The organism is Streptomyces netropsis (assembly GCF_014203545.1).
Lineage (GTDB): Bacteria > Actinomycetota > Actinomycetes > Streptomycetales > Streptomycetaceae > Streptomyces > Streptomyces netropsis.
In genome coordinates this window covers 181,661-200,194 of sequence record NZ_JACHJG010000009.1, presented here as the reverse complement: position 1 = coordinate 200,194, position 18,534 = coordinate 181,661, and the positions used below count along the sequence as shown (strand labels likewise).

Annotated in this window: 11 protein-coding genes; all 11 read left to right on the top strand. The window is 73.3% G+C overall.

Annotation, left to right across the window (positions count from 1 at the left end; genetic code table 11):
- The first annotated feature begins 75 nt into the window (after positions 1 to 75).
- A complete protein-coding gene (locus tag FHS38_RS21910) occupies positions 76 to 702 on the top strand; it encodes a HEAT repeat domain-containing protein (RefSeq protein WP_184735937.1) in 627 nt (208 codons plus the stop codon).
- Between the two features lie 241 nt (positions 703 to 943).
- Entirely contained in the window at positions 944 to 1,387 is a 444-nt protein-coding gene (locus FHS38_RS21905) for an SRPBCC family protein (RefSeq protein WP_184735935.1), read from the top strand.
- Between the two features lie 246 nt (positions 1,388 to 1,633).
- Positions 1,634 to 4,027 carry an MFS transporter gene (locus tag FHS38_RS21900; RefSeq protein WP_184735933.1) on the top strand — a complete coding sequence of 798 codons (2,394 nt, stop codon included), beginning with the start codon at positions 1,634 to 1,636 and terminating at the stop codon, positions 4,025 to 4,027.
- Positions 4,028 to 4,199: 172 nt separating this feature from the next.
- Positions 4,200 to 6,692 (top strand): ATP-binding SpoIIE family protein phosphatase, encoded by a 2,493-nt coding sequence (locus tag FHS38_RS21895; protein ID WP_184735931.1) that lies wholly within the window; start codon positions 4,200 to 4,202, stop codon positions 6,690 to 6,692.
- 87 nt (positions 6,693 to 6,779) lie between these two features.
- Positions 6,780 to 7,508 carry a class I SAM-dependent methyltransferase gene (locus FHS38_RS21890; protein ID WP_184735930.1) on the top strand — a complete coding sequence of 243 codons (729 nt, stop codon included), beginning with the start codon at positions 6,780 to 6,782 and terminating at the stop codon, positions 7,506 to 7,508.
- 830 nt (positions 7,509 to 8,338) lie between these two features.
- Positions 8,339 to 9,277: a ketoacyl-ACP synthase III family protein gene (locus tag FHS38_RS21885; protein ID WP_184736149.1), complete on the top strand. Its 939-nt coding sequence runs from the start codon at positions 8,339 to 8,341 to the stop codon at positions 9,275 to 9,277.
- Positions 9,274 to 9,543: an acyl carrier protein gene (locus FHS38_RS21880; RefSeq protein WP_184735928.1), complete on the top strand. Its 270-nt coding sequence runs from the start codon at positions 9,274 to 9,276 to the stop codon at positions 9,541 to 9,543. The genes FHS38_RS21885 and FHS38_RS21880 overlap by 4 nt, the downstream gene beginning before the upstream one ends.
- A gap of 55 nt (positions 9,544 to 9,598) precedes the next feature.
- On the top strand, positions 9,599 to 10,732 hold the full coding sequence (locus FHS38_RS21875; protein ID WP_229822607.1) for an acyl-CoA dehydrogenase family protein: 1,134 nt from the start codon (positions 9,599 to 9,601) through the stop codon (positions 10,730 to 10,732).
- The gene (locus FHS38_RS21870) at positions 10,729 to 11,793 is read left to right on the top strand and encodes an HAD-IIIC family phosphatase (RefSeq protein WP_184735924.1); all 1,065 of its coding nucleotides are present in this window, start codon (positions 10,729 to 10,731) and stop codon (positions 11,791 to 11,793) included. Before FHS38_RS21875 ends, FHS38_RS21870 begins: the two co-directional genes overlap by 4 nt.
- 11 nt (positions 11,794 to 11,804) lie before the next feature.
- Positions 11,805 to 13,682, top strand: coding sequence for a non-ribosomal peptide synthetase (locus FHS38_RS21865; protein ID WP_184735922.1), 1,878 nt, complete (start codon positions 11,805 to 11,807; stop codon positions 13,680 to 13,682).
- 28 nt (positions 13,683 to 13,710) lie between these two features.
- Positions 13,711 to 18,522: a condensation domain-containing protein gene (locus FHS38_RS21860; protein ID WP_184735920.1), complete on the top strand. Its 4,812-nt coding sequence runs from the start codon at positions 13,711 to 13,713 to the stop codon at positions 18,520 to 18,522.
- The last annotated feature ends 12 nt before the right edge of the window (positions 18,523 to 18,534 follow it).

Here is an 18,534-nt window from a genome sequence, read left to right as displayed (position 1 = left end):
CGGTAACCATGAGCGCCAGAGGGCGTGCGCGCCACTTACCATGTGGTCTGGGCCACTCGGGGAGGAGAGCGGTACATGGAAGAGGAATTCCGCGCACTGCTGAGGCGGGTACGGGCCGAACTGGTCTCCCCGGCCGAATTCTCGGCCTACGAGCGGCTGCTCGAACTCGCCGTCGACGGCGCCCCGGTCCCCGGCCCGCCGGCCGCCGAGCGCGCCGACCGGCTCGCCGACATCCTGGTGGCCACCGAACAGCCGCTGTGGGCCCGTGAGATCGCCGCCTTCACCCTCGGTGTCCGGGGCGACCGCCGCGCGTTCGAGACCCTCGTCCTCCTCCTCAACTACCGCGAGCCCGTGCGCTGTGCGACCGCCGCCCACGCCCTCGGCCGGCTCCGCGACCCCCGAACCGCCCGGGCCGCCGCCGCCCTCGCCACCAATCCGCTGCGCACCGCCTACGCCCTGCACCCCGTCCGGCTGCTCACCGAGCTGCGCGCCCCCGAGTCCGTGCCCGCCCTGCTGTCCACCCTGGAGCGGTTGCTGGCCGCCCCGGACCACTGCTGGCCGGTGGCCAGGGCCTGCGTCGAAGGGCTCGGCGTCCTCGGCGACGGCCGCGCCACGCGCGCGCTCCTCGCCGCCCGGGCCCACGATCGGCTGCGGCCCGCGGCCGACGAGGCGCTGGCCCGCCTCCGCGGGGGTGAGGGCTAGGGTGCACCTCCGCTGCGCGGCGGTGTCCTCAATCGCCGGACGGGCTTGATTCGAGTCCGTCCGGCGATTGAGGACGCGCCCGCAGGGCGCCCGCCGCCGCAGGCGGCAAAACGAGCCCGTGCGAGAGCGGCACATACGTTCGCCATCGACGGGCCGCCCCGGATTTGGGCGGGTGTGGCGATGATGGTTGGCTTTGCCGCACAGGCAGGTATGCCAAGCACGACGTCCGGGAGGACAAGCCATGGGCCAGGTCGAGGCCACCACGGAGCGGATCATCGCGGCGGACCCGGAGGAGGTGTTCGACGCGCTGGCGGACTACAGCGGTACCCGCGCCAAGCTGCTGCCCGAGCACTTCAGCGAGTACGAGGTGCGCAAGGGCGGCGACGGCGAGGGCACGCAGGTGCACTGGAAGCTCCAGGCCACCAGCAAGCGCGTGCGCGACTGCCTGCTGGAGGTCACCGAGCCGACCACCGGACAGCTGGTCGAGAAGGACCTCAACTCCTCCATGGTCACCACCTGGACCGTCACCCCGGCCGGCGAGGGCAAGGCCAACGTCGTGGTCAGCACGGTCTGGCAGGGCGCGGGCGGCATCGGCGGCTTCTTCGAGCGGGCCTTCGCGCCCAAGGGGCTCGGCCGCATCTACGACGCCGTCCTCGACAAGCTCGCGGACGAGGTCAAGAAGTAGGCGCAAGGGGGTGCCCGGAGGCGGGCGGTCTGCGGAAATGACCGGACCCCGCCCGGTTCGGGCTCACCGATTCGAGTGGTTTTCATAGCGGCGCCTCAACGTGCCGTACGCCTCCGACCGGCACGAAAGCCGCACAGGCACCCCTCTCGGGCCCTCTCCGGCCAATCGTCGCGCTTGCTCGCCGTTGTCGCGTAATGCGAGAAATGGGCGGCGACGCAGGCGCGACGAGGGGAGAGGTACGTGGGCGTGACCACCTTCGAGACCATCGTGGTGAAGAGCGAGGAACCGCTCGCCCTGCCCGCCGCCGAGCCCGCGCCGCCCGCCTCCGAACCACGCCCCGGCCAGCGGAGGGTCCGCCTCGTCTTCACCGGTCTGATGCTCACGCTGCTGCTCGCGGCGCTCGACCAGACCATCGTGGCCACCGCCCTGCCGAAGATCGTCGGCGAACTGCACGGCCTCGGCAGCATGTCCTGGGCCGTGACGTCCTATCTGCTGGCCTTCACGGTCGTCCTGCCCCTCTACGGCAAGCTCGGCGATCTCCTCGGGCGCAAGAGCGTCTTCCTCTTCGCGATCGTCGTCTTCGTCGTCGGCTCCGCGCTCGCCGGCGCCTCCCGCACGATGGAGCAGCTCATCGCCTTCCGCGCGCTCCAGGGGATCGGCGGCGGCGGGTTGATGATCGGGGCCCAGGCGATCATCGCCGACATCGTCCCGCCCCGCGAGCGCGGCCGCTTCATGGGCGTCATCAGCGCCGCCTACGGAATCGCCGCCGTCGCCGGACCGCTGCTCGGCGGCTACCTCACCGATCACGCCTCCTGGCGCTGGTGCTTCTACGGCAACGTTCCCTTCGGGCTGCTCACGCTCGTGGTCGTGGCGTTCGCGCTCAAGCTGCCCCGGCCGTCGCGCCGGGCACGGTTCGACGCCCTCGGGGCACTGCTGCTCCTGACGTCCTCGACCTGTCTGGTGCTGCTGACCACCTGGGGCGGCACCGAATACGCGTGGACGTCCCGCGTCGTCCTCGGCCTCGGGGCGGGCGCGCTGGGCACCGCGCTGCTCTTCGTCGTGGTCGAGCACTATGTAGCAGAACCGATTATCCCATTGCATCTCTTCCGGGACCGGGTCTTCACCGTCAGCGCGCTCCTCGGCGCGGTCGTCGGCGCCGCCCTCGTGGGCGCCGCCAGCTACCTGCCGACGTTTCTCCAGATGGCCGACGGCGTCGGCGCCACCGCGTCCGGACTGCTGATGCTGCCGCTGATGGGCGGCATCGTCCTCGCCTCGCTGGTGGCGAGCCACCTCGTCAGCCGCACGGGACGCTACAAACCCTTCCCCGTCCTCGGTTGCGCCCTCAGTGCCGCGGGCATGTATCTGCTCTCCCACCTCGACGCCGGCACCGGCCGACCGGCCTACAGCCTCTGGATGGGCGTCCTCGGCCTCGGCATCGGCCTCGTCCTGCCGGTCCTCGTCCTCGCCGTGCAGAACTCCGCGCACCCCGCCGACCTCGGCGCGGCCACCAGCGCCAACAACTACTTCATGCAGATCGGCGGTTCCGTCGGCGCCGCCGTCTTCGGCACCCTCTTCGCCCGCCGGCTCGCCGACCGCCTCGCGGACGAACTACCCCGCGACGCCGCCCTGCCGCCGTCCGACTCCCTCACCCCGCAGCTGGTGCACGCCCTGCCGGCCGTCCTGCGCGACGGCTACGTCCGGGCCTACGCCGAGGCCATGCCGCGGGTCTTCCTCTACCTCGTGCCGGTCCTCATCGTGGGCTTCCTGCTCGCCTTCCTGCTGAAAGAGAAACCACTGGTGTCCCACAACGCCCCCGAGGCCCCCGTCGTCCCGTCCCCCCGAGCTGCCGCCCTGCCCCCGGGCGGCGAAGTGCCGCTCACCGCGGGCATCCCCGTCACCGGGACCGTCCAGCACCCCGACGGCACGACGGTGCCCCGCGCCGCCCTCACCCTCATCGACGTCCAGGGCCGCCAGATCGGCCGCGGCGCGACGGGCGAGGACGGGCGGTACGCGCTGAGCACCCCCGGCACCGGCGCCTACGTCCTCATCGCCGCCGCCGGCGGCCACCAGCCGCAGGCCGTCACGGTCACCGTCGGCGAACGGCCGGTCGAGCTCGACGTCGTCCTCGGCGGAGCCGGGCGGCTGGCCGGCACCGTGCGCACCGGCGACGGCACCCCCGTCCGCGAGGCCATGGTCACCCTGACCAACGTGCACGGCGAGGTCGTCGCCTCCACCCGCACCGGGCGCGAAGGCGGCTACGTCATCAGCGAGTTGGTCTCGGGCGAGTACACCCTCGCCGCCAGCGCCCCGGCCTTCCGCCCCGCCGCGCTGCCGGTCACCGTCCAGTCCGCCCGCGAGACCCGGCAGGACATCGAACTCGCGGGCGGCGCGGTGCTGCGCGGGACCGTACGGGCCGGGGCCGGGCGGCCCGTCGAGGACGCCCGGGTGACCCTCCTCGATGCCGGGGGCAATGTGGTGGACACCGCCACCACCGGCGCGGACGGGGCATTCCGCTTCGTCGACCTCTCCGCGGGCGAGTACACGGTCGTCGCCACCGGCTACCCGCCCGTCGCCACCGTCCTCCAGATCGCCGGTGGCGGGCGGACCGAGCGCGACCTGCAACTCGGCTACGCCGACTAGCCCGTCGGCCGCAGGCCGGGCGCCCGCCGGGGCGCTCGGTCCGCGCGCGGGGGCGCGAACTCGCCCCGGCGCACGGCGGATTCCGGCAATGGACCGCACCCGGACCCGCCCGGGGCCTACCGTGGTAGTGGTGGCGCAGATCTTGCGTACGCGTACGAAGGAGCAACCGCTCATGGACCGTGGCACGTCAGAGCCCGCCCTCGCACAGCGGGAAGCCGTCCTCGGGCGGCTGCCGCTCGCGGTCGTCGTCGTGGACTCCGCGGGGTCGGTGACCCACTGGAGCACCGGCGCCCGCAGGCTGTTCGGACACACCCGTGAGGAGGCCGTCGGCAGCCCCGCCACCGACCTGCTGCCCGTGCACGGCGCCCTGCCCGGCGCCGACGGCTTCCAGGGCTACGCCGCGTACGACACCCTCGACTGGGACGAGGCCCCGTCGGCGGGCGCGGACGCGGCCCCCGGCTACCCGAGGGCCGGGCGGGCCCGCCTCGCCGACCCCGAGCGCGGCCCGCTCGACGTGCTGTGGTGGGCGTACCCCCTGGCCGGACCCGGGCCCGAGCGGCTCCTGGTACTCGCCGCGGACGCCGCACGACTGCCCGGCGGCGAGGAGGACCGGGTGGCCCCCTGCTTCGCCCCGCACACCGACTTCCCCGGCGCGGACGCCCTCGTCGACCGACTGCCGGACATCCTGCCCAACATGGGCCCCACGACGAGCGGCCGCATCGTCGACCAAATGCTCGAACTGGGCTACCCCGCCCTGGAGACGATCCGGTCCGAGCGGGTCCCCCTGACACCCGACTGGGGCACACCCAAGTACGTGGAGCGGCGCGCCCGGCGCCGGCGCGCGTTATCGGCGGCGGCGGACGGCCGGATCCCGGACCCGCGGGCGGGCATGGACCCGGCCGGGGCGAGCGACGACCTCGACGGGGCGGACGGAGCCGACGAGGCCGACGGCTTCGAGGACCTCGAATACGCGGCCGTGCGCGAGCGGCTGGAGTTCCTCAACGAGGTCAGCGGCCGCATCGGCACCTCCCTCGACCTGGAACGCACGATCCGTGAGGTCACCAGCGCCGCCGTGCCGCGCTTCACCGACTTCGCCGGTACCCACCTGCGCGCCGCCGTGCTGGCGGGGGAAGGCTTCCCCGACGGCCCGCCCGACGTCACCACCATCTGGCACCGCGTCTGGGTCGAGCACAACGACGAGCCCGGCCGCTGGGACGACACGGTGCCGGTCGGCGAGGCCATCGCCTTCCCCGAGCACACCCCGTTCTTCCGGTGCATGGTCAGCGGCGAGCCGGTGCTGATCCCCCGCGTCAGCGAGGACATGGGCAACCGCATCTCCGGTCAGTTCGAGAAGCGGGACCTGCGCCCGCTGATCAACGGCCGGTCCATGCTCATCGTGCCCCTCAAGGCCCGCGACGTGGTGCTCGGCTTCATGGTCCTGATGCGCCGCGGCGGGCGCGAGCCCTTCGACGACATGGACCGCGCGACCGGCGCCGAACTCGCCGCCCGCGCCGGGCTCGTCCTCGACAACGCCCGCATGTACACCTACCAGGAGAACGTCGCCGACACCCTCCAGGACAGCATGCTGCCGCGGCTCGACCCGCGCATGGCCGGCTGCGACACCGCCACCCGCTATCTGCCGGGCACCCGCCTCGGCCGGGTCGGCGGCGACTGGTTCGACAGCGTCAAACTGCCCGGCTCCCGCACCGCCCTCGTCGTCGGCGACGTCATGGGCCACGGGCTCAACTCGGCCGCTATGATGGGGCAGTTGCGCACCGCCGTCCAGACCATGGCCGCCCTCGACCTGCCGCCCGAGCAGCTCCTGCGCAACCTGGACGACATCGCGCAACGCCTCGGCGAGCACTACCTCGCCACCTGCCTCTACGCCGTCTACGACCCCATCCGCTCGGAGCTGACCATCGCCAACGCCGGCCACATCCCACCCGTCCTGGTACGGGCCGAGGACGGCCGCAGCGTGCTGCTGGACCTGCCCACGGGCGCCCCCATAGGCGTGGGCGGAGTGCCGTTCGAGGCGGCGACGGTACGGGTGGCGCCCGGCGACCGGCTCGTGCTGTGCACGGACGGCCTGGTGGAGGTGCGCGGCCAGGACATCGGCACCGGCCTCGCGGCCCTGTGCGAGTCCGCCGCCCACCCGGCGGCCTCCATGGACGACGCCTGCGACACCATCATCCGCGCCCTCAACACGGGCGACGGGCGCAAGGACGACGTGGCTCTGCTGATGGCCCGGCTCAACGGCATCCCGCCCGAGCACGTCGCCGAGTGGGAGCTGGAGGCGGACCCGCGCGAGGCGGCCCGGGCCCGGCGGCTCGTCCGGGACCGGCTGACCACGTGGGGGCTGCGGGAAGCCGTCGACACCGCCGAGACCCTCGTCGGCGAGATCGTCGGCAACGCCGTACGGCACGCCCGCACGGACCGGATCGGGCTCCGGCTGGTACGGACCGACGTACTGCTCTGCGAGGTCACCGACGACGACCACACGCTGCCCACGCTGCTGAGCGCGGGCGCCGGCGACGAGTTCGGCCGGGGCCTGCGGGTGGTGGGCGGCCTCGCGCGGGCGTGGGGCGCGAGCCACTCGGGGCGGGGCAAGACGGTCTGGTGCGAGCAGTCGCTGCTGCGCCCGCCACGGCGGACCCCGGCCGGGTGAACGTGGGCGGGGCGGCCTTGCCCGGGGCCCGGCGACGGCGGTAGTCAAGATCGTGACGAGTCGTCGCCCTCGGCATCTGGAGCACCCATGAGCGTGTCGGACCGGTACAGCAAGGCCTGGGAAGGCTTCTGGGAGGAGACCTCCGGCGTCCCGGGTGAGGCGATCTGGGACGCGGACCCCGCTCTGACGGCCGTGCCTCATCTGGCGCTGCTCGAACCGTACCTGGACCCCGCACTGCCGATCGTCGACCTCGGCTGCGGCAACGGCACCCAGACCCGCTTCCTGGCGACCCGCTTCCCCCGCGCGCTCGGTGTGGACCTCTCGCGGGCCGCGGTGGAGCACGCACGGCGCTCGAGCGGGGCCGCCGGGGGCCGGGGCGCCGAGTTCGAGCAGCTCGACCTGGTGGACACAGCGGACGTCCGCGCCCTCCACGGGCGGCTCGGGGACTGCAACGTCTATATGCGCGCCGTGATCCACCAGAGCGACCCGCAGGACCGGGCGGCCGTGGCGGAGGCGGTGGCCGAGCTGGTCGGCACCCGGGGGCGCGGCTTCGTGGTCGAGCTGCGGGGGCGCGCCAAGGAGGTCCTCCAGGAGGTGGCGCGGCAGCCGGGCGGGCCGACGCGCAAACTCCAGCGGGTGTTCGCCCACGGGCTACGGCCCGCGGAGGCCGCCGACGACGAGGTGCGGGAGCTGCTGCGGGCGGCGGGACTGGAGCTGTTCGCCGAGGGCGACATCGATCTGGCGATGGAGGAGTTCCACGCGGACGGCAGGCGCATCGAATTGCCTGCGCGCTGGTTCGTGACCGGGCGTCATTGACCGCCGCCGTCACTTTTTGTCGTCGGTCGGTGTTCGTTCCCTCCCGGAATGCTGCGGCGGGGCCTGAATGCCCTGCCGCACGTCAAGGGTTCGCAAAGGGTGTGAGGTCTCCTTCCCGAGGCTCATGGCCGCTCGGTCGGCGAATATCTCCGTCCGTCGTCCGCACGCGAAGGCCGAGGGGCGCGTCCTGTTCAACTGCTCGTGGCGAGCTGCGGGCCAGTCATGATCGTTTCGTGGGCGCTGCCGCGGGGACTGACCGAGGGTAACCACGCCCTGTGGGGGCAAGGTCGCTCCGGTCGTCCCTTTCCCCGGATTTCATACTTCCGGATCCCGCATTTCCGCTGATGAACGTAAAGTGCGAGCCGAAAAGGCGGTGCCGGATTCCGGGCGTCCCGTCGCATGGCCGCCCACGGGGAGTATCGGGTTCCATATCCCCGGACCGGCGGTGATGTGGATCACGTTGCCGCTGCTTGATCTTCGGCTGTGAGCTGTCCATATAGTGATCCGCGGCACGGGGGGAAGCCGGTCGAGCGGGCGGTCGACGGGAGTTTCCTTTCCCATGTCCGTGCAATGTGCCGGAGGGGGAATTCGCATGGTGTCGGACTCTTTTCCCGGCCCGTCGCTCATGCGCCGACGGGCGTGACCCGAATCGTTGTCCTGTAGATGGAAGTGCCGTTTTTCGCCGGGCGCCGGTATGCGCCCGATCGGCCGGTGACCGCCGCGTACGCAACTCGACGAAGCCTGAGGGAGAGTTCGTGACCGATCACGTCGCGCGGAGCGACCGCGTGTCCATCGCCGTACGCAGCGCAGCGTCGTATCTGCCGGAGCGGGTGGTGCCGGTCGCCGGCTTGGCGGCGCGCGACGAGACCGAGCGGCGCACCCGCGAGGGCCTGGGCATCGACACCGTGCGGGCCGATGACCGGATCGGCGCGGTGGACCTCTGTGAGCGGGCCGCCCGGCAGGCGCTCGACCGGGCCGGGGTGGACGCCCGGGACCTGGGCGCCCTGATCATGGTGGAGTCGCGGGCGCCGGAGACCTTCCTCAGCTCCGAGTCGACGCGGTTGCAGCACCTGCTCGGGGCCGAGGCGGCGACGACCTTCACGGTGGGCGGCCTGGGCTGTGTGTCCGTCACCCCCGCGCTGCTGACGGCCCGGGGGCTGCTGGCGGCGGACCCGGACATGGACAACATCCTGGTCGTCCACGGCAGCAAACCGGCCGCCGCCACGCGATACCGGCACCCGGTGACGGTGAACGGCGACAGCGGGCAGGCGCTGCTGCTCTCCCGTCGCGGTCCGGTCCGGATCCTCGACATCGCGCAGCAGACCAACGGCCGGTACTGGGACCTCTTCCATGTGAAGTACCGGGACCGGCCCACCGCGCAGTGGCGCGAGGAGTGCGCGGATGTCACCGCCTACTCCTTCCGGCTCGCGGTGGAGACGCGCAACAGGATGTCGGCGCTGCTGGACGGGCTGCTGTGGCGCAACGGACTGCGCCGGGAGGACGTGCGCGGCTACGTCAGCCACAACTTGTCGGCGGGCAGCCTGGCCTTCACCGAGGAGGCCCTGGACATCGGCATCCTGCCCGTCTGCCGGGAGAACCTCCGGGTCTACGGCCACCTCGGCCCCAACGACGTCTTCTTGAACCTCTACACAGCCCTGGAGCGCAAGGAACTCGCCACGGGGGACCGCGTCGTGCTGATCAGTGTGAGCCCGGTGGCTGCCTGGAGCCTGCTGCTCGTCGAGATAGGACCACAGGAGGGTGTGGCGTGAACAGCATCACCGAGGAGATCACGGAATTCCTGACCGCGGCGCTCCGGCGGCCGGTCGCTCCGGACGACGACTACTTCGAACTGGGGCTCGCGGACTCGCTCTTCGCGCTGGAGCTGGTGACCTTCGTGGAGGAACGTTTCTCCATCGCGGTGGAGGTGGAGGACCTCGACCTGGACAGCTTCCGCACGGCCGAGCGCATCACGCGGTTCGTCAGCCGCAAGACCGCACCGGCCGGGTTGGCGGAGAGCCGTGACCAGAGTGCCTGACGGAGGGTGGCCGGGGCCGGGCGGACCGGACGAGGGGCCGGACGGATCAGCCTTGGTGCGGGCCGCGGCGGAGCTGGCGGCCGAGGTGCGCGGTGACGCGGCGGGCTGGGACCGGGACGGCGTCCTGCCCGCGTCCGCCCGCAAGGACATGGCCGCGGCCGGCCTGCTCGCCCCGGACCTGCCCCGCCGGTACGGGGGAGCGGACCTCGCCCCGGCCGCGCTCGGGGAGGCGGCCGCGCATGTGGGCGGGGTGTGCAGCGCGCTGCGCGGTCTGCTGACCGTCCAGGGAATGGTCGCGGCGGCACTCTCCCGTTGGGGCACCCGGGAACAGCGCGACGACTGGCTGCCACGGCTGGCGAGCGGTGAGCTCACCGCCGGCTTCGCGGCCACCGAGGAGGCCGCGGGCAGCACCCTCGCGGCCGTACGGACCCGCGTCGAGGAGACCGGCACGGACGTCGTCGTGAGCGGCCGTAAGAAATGGGTCACCTTCGGGGCGGTCGCCGACGTGTTCCTGGTCCTCGGGGAGTGCGGGGGCAAGCCGACCGCCGTGCTGGTGGAGGCGGACCGCGAGGGAGTGGGCCGAGAGCCGGTGAGCGGTCAACTCGGCATGCGCGCGGCACAGATCGCCCATGTCACCTTCGACGGCGTGCGCGTCCCCCGGAGCCATCTCGTCGCCCCGCCGGGGCTGGGGCTCTCCCACGTCGTCGCCACCGCGATCGACCACGGGCGCTTCACCGTCGCGTGGGGGTGCGTCGGCATGGCCGAGGCCTGCGTGGCGGACGCCGCCTCGCACGCCGCGACCCGCGCCCAGGCGGGCGTGCTGCTCGCCGACCACCAGCTGGTCCGGTCCCTGCTGGCCCGCTCCGCCGTGGAGAGCGCCGGCGCCCGTGAACTGGCCCGCCGCGCGGCGGAGTTCCGGGCGAAGGGCCCCGGGCGCGGGGTGAGCGAGACCATCGTCGCCAAATACGCGGCCGCCGCCGCGGCCGCCTCGGCGAGCCGCGACGCCGTGCAGATCCTCGGCTCGGCCGGCTGCGAGCCCGACAGCAGGGCGGGACGGCACTTCCGGGACGCCAAGGTCATGGAGATCATCGAAGGAGCACCGCAAGTGGCCGAACTCCACATAGCCGACCGCCTCTTACGCCGGTACGGCCCGCCACCGGCAGCACGGCAGCCCGGGGAGCCCGGATGACGGCCGCGGCGGGCGCCGCCCCGGTCGTCAAGTGCCTGGTGTGGGACCTGGACGACACGCTGTGGGACGGGGTCGTCCTGGAGAACGACGACCCGGAGCCTTTTCCGGCGGCGCTGGAGACCCTGAACGCCCTGGACGAGCGGGGCGTCCTGCACGCCGCCGCCAGCCGCAGCGAGCCCTCCGTCATCCACCGCCACCTCACCGAGCGCGGCCTCGACGACTGGTTCTGCGCGGTGCAGGTGGGCTGGGGCGACAAGTCCGCCGCGGTGCGCCGGATCGCCGAGACGCTCGGCATCGGCCTGGACACCGTCGCGTTCATCGACAACGACCCGGCGGAGCGGGCGGAGGTCGAGGCCGCGCTGCCCATGGTCCGGTGCTACCCCGCCGAGGAGGTCGACCGGATCCCGGACCGCCCCGAGTTCCAGCCGGAACACGTCACCGAGGTGGCCTCCCGGCGCCGCGAGCTCTACCGCACCGAATGGCAACGCCGCGAAGCGGAAGAGGAGTTCGGAGCCGACCGGCAGGCCTTCCTCGCCTCCCTCGACCTCGTCATGGAGCTGCGCCCGGCGACCGAGGACGACCTGGCCCGGGCCAGTGAGCTGACCATGCGGACCCATCAGCTCAACAGCACCGGGCTGTTCTACGACGCGGACGAACTGCGACGGCTGAGCGCCTCACCGGCCCACCGGGTGCGGGTGGCGCGGCTCCGCGACCGGTTCGGCGACTACGGGATCATCGGCCTGGCCGTCACCGAGCTCGACGGCGGTGACTCGGTGCTCCGGCTGATGCTCATGTCCTGCCGGGTCGCCTCGCGGGGCGTGGGCAGTGTGCTGCTGGGCCATCTGATCCGGGAGGCGCTGGCGGACGGCCTCCGGCCCGTCGCGCACTTCGTCCCCACCGACGTCAACCGGAACATGCTGGTCACGCTCCGGTTCGCCGGCTACGAGCCGGTCGCCACCGAGGGCGACCGCATGGTGCTCAGGGTGAACCCGGACCGTCCGCTTCCGGAGAACCGCAGTCACACCCGCGTGATCAGCGAGTGCGCAGTGAGACCGGAGTGAGAGGGGAGACCATGGCGGTGTACACGGGTGCCCGAAACCACGACGGAACGGACCAGGAGCCGTGGTCGGTCCTGGCCGCCTTCCAGCGGCAGGCCGCCCGCGGACCGGAGACGACCGCCCTGGTCATCGGGGGAGAGACCCTCACCTACCGCGAGCTCGACCGGGCCTCGGCCGGGCTCGCCCGGCTGCTGTGGCGGCTCGGCGCCCGGCCGGGCCGGGTCGTGTGCATCCGCGTCGAGCAGAGCGCCATCGCCGTCGTCGCGGTCCTGGCCGCCCTGCGGACCGGCGCGGCGTGGGCGGCACTCGAACCGGACCTGCCGCCCGCGAGACTGCGACAGTTGCTGCGGGACACCGACTGCGCCGTGATCCTGGGGGACGCGCCCGAGCCGGACCCGGACCACGTCACCGACCCGCCGGCCGTGCTCGACGCCGCCGGACTGACGCTGCGCGAGCTCGTCGAGGCAGGCGCCCGCACCCCGGACGACTGGTTCCCGCCCGTCCCCGAAGACGCCCCCGCCTACCTCGTCTACACCTCCGGATCGACCGGGCTCCCCAAGGGAGTCATGGTCAGCCGCGCCCAGCTCGCGGCGTCCATCGGCTGCCGGGCCGAGGTCTACGGCACCGGACCGTCGACCTTCCTCATGGCCATGCGGCTGTCCTTCGACGGCATGCTCGGCGGCATGTTCTGGTCGTTCTGCAACGGCCACACCCTGCTGCTGCCCGACCTGCGGCAGCTCAGACAGGTGGGGGAACTGGCCCGGTTGGCGGGCGAGCACCACGCGACCCACCTCGTCGTCGTCCCCTCCTACTACCGGGCGTTGCTGGCGCAGAGCCGGCCGCTGCCGGACTCCCTGCGGCTGGTGGTGGTCGCCGGCGAGGAGTGCACCCCGGATCTGGTGCGCACCCACCACGAGCGGTTGCCCGGCGCGTTGCTGGTGAACGAGTACGGCCCCACCGAGACCACCATCTCCTGCGTGGTCCAGCCCGGCCTGGACGCCTCCTGGGACCGGATCCCCATCGGCCGGCCCTGGCCGGGCGTGGCGGCGAGGGTGCTGGACGAGCGGCTGCGCGAGGTGCCCGCCGGGGAACCGGGCGAGTTGTACATCGGGGGCGCGTTCGTGGCCCTCGGATACGCGGGAGCGCCCGGCCGGACGGCCGAGCGGTTCGTCGCGGACCCGTTCGGGCCCCCTGGGGCGCGTCTGTACCGCACCGGCGATCTCGCCCTCGTCGACGAGCGGGGAGCGCTGCACTACCGCGGCAGAACGGATCTCCAGGTGAAGATCCGGGGCACCCGCATCGAACTCGGCGAGATCGAAGGCGTCCTGGAGAACCACCCGGACGTCGGACAGGCCGTGGTGAACTGCGAGAGGGCCGACGGCGACGAGCCGCGACTGATCGCCTTCGTCACCCCCGGGCCCCCCGGGGCCCCGTCACCCGCCGGAGCGGAACTGCGCCGGCACTGCCTCGCCTCCCTCGTGGAACAGGCGGTCCCCGAGCTGTTCGTCCCCGTGGCCCGCATGCCGCTCAACACCAGCGGCAAGGCCGACCGGGCGGCGCTGCGCGACCTCGTCCCCACGGGCGTTCCGTCGGACGCGGACCCGGCGCAGCCGGACTGGACCGGTGACCAGCGCACCCTCGGCAGGATCTGGGCGGCCGTCCTGCGGCACTCCGACATCGGGCTCGACGACAACTTCTTCGCCGTCGGGGGGAGTTCCCTCAAGGTCATCGACCTGCACGCCCGGCTGAACCACGCGTGGCCCGGAGTGCTGCGCATGGGGGAGCTGTTCGACCTGATCACGATCTCCGCCCAGGCGGCCGCGATCCACAGCCGCCTGGGCGTCGACGCCGGGCGCAAGGCCCCCGCACCCCCGACTGCGTACGAGCTGTGAAGGCAGGAAGCATGAACGGAACGGTGAAATGAGCGAGACCGGTACGACGCAGGGCAGGCCGGCCGTCGCGGTGATCGGCATCGCCACCCGGCTTCCCCAGGCGGACACCCTCGAGGAGTTCCGCGAGAACCTGCGCAAGGGCATCGACTCGGTACGCCCGATCCCCCGCGAGCGGGTGGAGTCCACCTGCCTCGACCCCGCCGTGGACTACCCGGAGTTGGGATACCTCGACCGGATCGACCTGTTCGACCACGAGCACTTCGGTCTGTCGCGGCGCGAGGCCGAAGTGACCGACCCCCAGCACCGGCTCGCCCTCCACCTCACCCACGAGGTCCTGGAGAGCGCCGGATACGCCGCCGCCGGCCTGCGGGACAGCCGGACCGCCGTCATCTTCAGCTCGCCCGGCACCGGCTACGCGCCCCTGGTCCGTGAGCAGGGAACCCTCAGCCTGATGGGCAACATCCCCTTCGGGCTGCCCGCCCGGATCTCCCACCTCTTCGGGTTCACGGGCCCCTGCTACGGCGTGGACTCCGGCTGCAACGGCTCGCTCGTGGCCGTCCACCAGGCCTGCCGCGAACTGCGCGACGGCGACGCGGACTACGCCGTGGTCGGCGGCGTCAGCCTCCGCTCGATCGTGGCCCCGGCGCCCAGTGTGGCGGCCTTCCCCGGCATCAGCTCGCCGACGGCCAGGTCCCGGGCGTTCGACCACCGGGCGGACGGCGCCGGCGGTGGCGAGGGAGGCGCCGTCCTGCTGCTCACCACCCTCGACCGGGCCCTGGCCGACGGGGCGTTCGTCCACGCGGTCATCCGCGGCAGCGCCGTGCTGCACAACGGCGCGCACTCGGCGACCATCGCCACCCCCAGCGCCCGGTCCCAGGCCGAGGTGATCCGCAAGGCGTGGCGCGGCGCCGGCCTGGACATCGGAACGGCCGGCTACGTCGAGGCGCACGGCTCCGGCACCCGGCTCGGCGACGCCGTCGAGGCGGAGGGCCTGGCCCTCGCCCGCCCCGGGAACGGCCGGAGCCTCCCGGTCGGTTCGGTGAAGACCAACGTCGGGCACCTGGACCACGCCGCGGGGATCACCGGTCTGGTCAAGACCATCCTCAGTGTGCGCGACGGCGAGCTGTACCCCTCCCTGCACTTCGAACGGGCGGCGGACGAGGTCGATCTCGACGGCGCCCGCCTGGAGGTCGTGACCTCGCTCCGGCCGTGGCGGGACGACGACGTCCGCCGGGCCGGGATCAGCTCGTTCAGCCTCGGCGGCATCAATGCGCACTGCGTGGTGGAACAGGCGCCCCCGACCGCCGTGCGGCCCGGCGAGGACGGCGGTCCCGAGGACGACGCGGCCCGCCTGGTCGGCGTCTCCGCCCGCACCCGGGCGGACCTCGTCGCCCTCTGCGAGCGGCTCTCGCTCGAACTGCGGCACAGCGAGCGGCCGCCGGCCGACGTCGCCCGGACGCTGAACGAGGGGCGGGACCACCACCCGTACCGCGTCGGCGTGGTGGCCCGCCGGACCCCCGAGCTGGCGGTCGCGCTGGCCGCCGAGGCCACCTGGCAGCGGCTCGACACCCGCCGGGAGCCGACGGCCGGGCCCCGGGACGCGGCCCCCCGCGTGGTGTTCCTGCTCTCCGGGGACGCCGAACCGGTCCCGGGGCCGGGCACGGAGGCGCTCCCGGACCGGCTGCCCGTGCCGGCCGACCGCGCCGCGATGGTCCAGGGCCAGCTCGCGGCCCACACCCGGCTCACCCGCGCCGGAGTGGTGCCGGACGGCCTGATCAGCTCCGGCATCTCCCGGTACACCGTCCGCCACCTCGGGGACGGCCTGACGCCCGCCGACACGGCCGCGTTGGAACAGGCGACGAGCGGTGCGGACCCCGCCGTGGCCGGACAGGCCGTCCGGCCGGAGCGCCTGCGCGCCGCGGCGGACGAACAGCTCGCCGCCGGTCCCGTGGTCTTCGTCGAACTCGCCGCCCGGGGAGAGCTCGGCGAACTGCTGAAGGACCACCTCGCCGACCGGCCCGACGCCACCGTGCTCACCCTGGAGTCCGGCACGGACGGGGTGCTCGACGTGCTCGCCCGGCTCTACGAGCTGGGGTGGGACCCCGACTGGTCCGCGCTGGCCGCCGACGCGGGCCCCGGCCGGGGAGCGGGCCGCCGGGTGGCGCTGCCCGGCCACCGGCTCCGCGGCGTCCGCTGCTGGGCCCTGCCGCTCGGCGAGGTCATCTCCTTCGACGGCGTCGAGGGCGCCCGGCAGACGGTGGCGAGCGCGGTGGCACCCCCGCCCACCCGGACCGCCCCGCCTCCGGAGCCCGGGCACGTCCCCGCACCCTTGCCCTTGCCGGTGCCGGTGCCGGCTCCCGTGCCCGGCGCGTCGCCCGAACCGCAGACGGTGCTGAGCTGGCTCCAGGAGTCCCTGACCGAACTGCTCCACGCCGACGACGTCGCGGCCGACGACGACTACTTCGCCATCGGCGGAAACTCCATCATCGGATTGCAATTCGTCGAACGCGCCCGACAGCGTTACGACGTCCACCTGAAACTGGTGGACATTTACGATCACCCTGTCGTCGGTGATCTCGCGGACGCCCTCTCCGCCCGCCTGCCGCAAACCGAAGCTCCGATTCCGGTGCCCGAACCCGTGGCCCTCCCCGCCGCGCCCTCCGACGACGACGGACACCACCTGCCCCCGATCCGCCCCGGCGCGGAACGCGTGCTGTCGTACGGGCAGGAACGCATGTGGTTCCACCACCAGCTCGACCCGACCACCACCCTCTACAACCTCCCCGGCGTCTCCCGGCACCTCGGCCCGCTGGACGTCGAAGCCGTACGGCTCGCCTGGGAGGACCTCGCCGGGCGGCACGAGGTCCTGCGCTCCAACTTCGTCGAGGAGGACGGTCGGCCGCGGCTGGTCATCCGCCCCGAACTGGGCGACTTCTTCCGCTACGAGGACGTCTGTGCCGAACCGGACCCGGTGTCCGCCGCCCGGGCGGCCGCCAAGGCCGCCACCGACCGGGTCCTCGACCTGGCCCGTGACCCGCTGGTCCGCGTCACCGTCGTGCGCTGCGCCCCCGACGACTACCTCATGTGCTGGGTGATGCACCACGCGGTGAACGACGGCTGGGCACCCCAGATCCAGCGGACTGAGCTCCTGGAGTTCTACACCGCCCGCACCGAGGGCCGGGTGCACCGGCCCGCGCCGCTGCCCGTGCAGTACCACGACTACGCCCGCTGGCAGCGGGAGCTGATGGACGGCTCCCGGCTCGACGGCGAACGGGACTACTGGCGCGGGCGGCTGACCGATCCCCCCGCCCTGCAACTCCCCACCGACCGGCCGCGCCCCACCCGCATGGACTTCGCCGGGGCGTCGCACGGATTCACCATCCCCGCCGAACTCGTGCGCGAGCTCCGGGCGGTGGGCGGCCGGGAGACCGCCACGCTGTTCATGGTGCTGCTCACCGGGCTCAAGGTCCTGCTCTCCCGCTGGTCCGGCCAGCGGGACATCGTGATCGGCACCCCGACCATCGGTCGCAGCCGACCCGAACTGTGGGACCTGCTCGGCTTCTTCAACAACACCGTCGCGCTGCGCAGCGACCTCTCCGGCGATCCGACCTTCCGTGAGCTGCTGCGCCAGGTCCGCGGAGTCGTGCTCGGCGCGCTGGACCACCAGGAGATCCCGTTCGACAAGATCGTGCGCGAGGTTGCGACCCACCGCGACCCGGGCCGGAACCCGATCTTCGATGTGATGTACGTCCATCAGACGCTGCCGCCCAACGTCAACTTCGGCGAGAACCTGTTCGGGCCGAGCAGCGACGAGGAGACCGGACCGTACTTCCCCGGACTGCCCCCGGGCACGGCCAAGTTCGACATCACGGTGGTGGTCGCCGAGCGGTCGGGCGAGGACTCCCTCGACGTCGTCGTGGAGTACGCCACGCAGCTCTTCGACGCCCACACGATCGCGGCCATGACCGACTCCCTGCTGGAGCTGCTGCGCGCCGCCGCGGCCGACGCGGACATCCGGTACGGGGAGCTTCCCGCCCGGCCCCCGCGCCGCGTCGTGCCACCCGCCCCGGAGGAGCACGCCCGGCCCACCGGTGACCACCTCGACCACTGGACGAACACCCTGACCGGGCTGCGTGCCTTCGAGCTGCCCGCCGACCGGTCCCGGCCGCTGGGCAGCGGCCCGGGTGGCCCCGGCGCCTGCCACGCGTTCACGCTCCCCGACGACCTCGCCGCCACCCTGATCCGTACCGGTGCGCGGGACCGGCTGCTCGCGGGCATCGCCGCTCTGCTCGGCCGGCGCGCCGAGACGGACGAGGTGGTCATCGGAGTCGACGCGCGGGCCCCGGAGCGGACCGGCCCGGTCACGAGCCGACTGCCGCTGCGGATATCCCTGGCCGACGATCCCTCCTACGACGACCTCACCGAGCGGGTGCGGGAGGGGATCGCCACCGGGGAGAACCATCGCGACGTGCCGCTCGCCGACATCGAGCGGGCCCTGGGGCTGAGCCGTGAGCCGGGCCGGTCCCCGCTGTTCGACGTCACCTACACCCACCACCGGCTGCCGGCGGCGCAGGCCGGTGCCGTGCGGTCGCCGGGGGCCGACGCCGGACGCCTCACGCCGCCCACCGGGCGGACCCTCCACGACCTCGCCTGGTCCGTGGTCGAGGGGCCCGAACCGGCCGGACTGCACGTGTCGGTCACGTACCGCACGGACATGTTCGACGCCGCGACGATCACCGCGCTCGCCGACGACCTGGTCGCGGCGGTACGTGCCGCCGCCCACGATCCCGGGGCGCCGCTCGCCGGGCAGTCGCTCACCACCGCCTCGCACGCCGACTGACGGCACGGACCG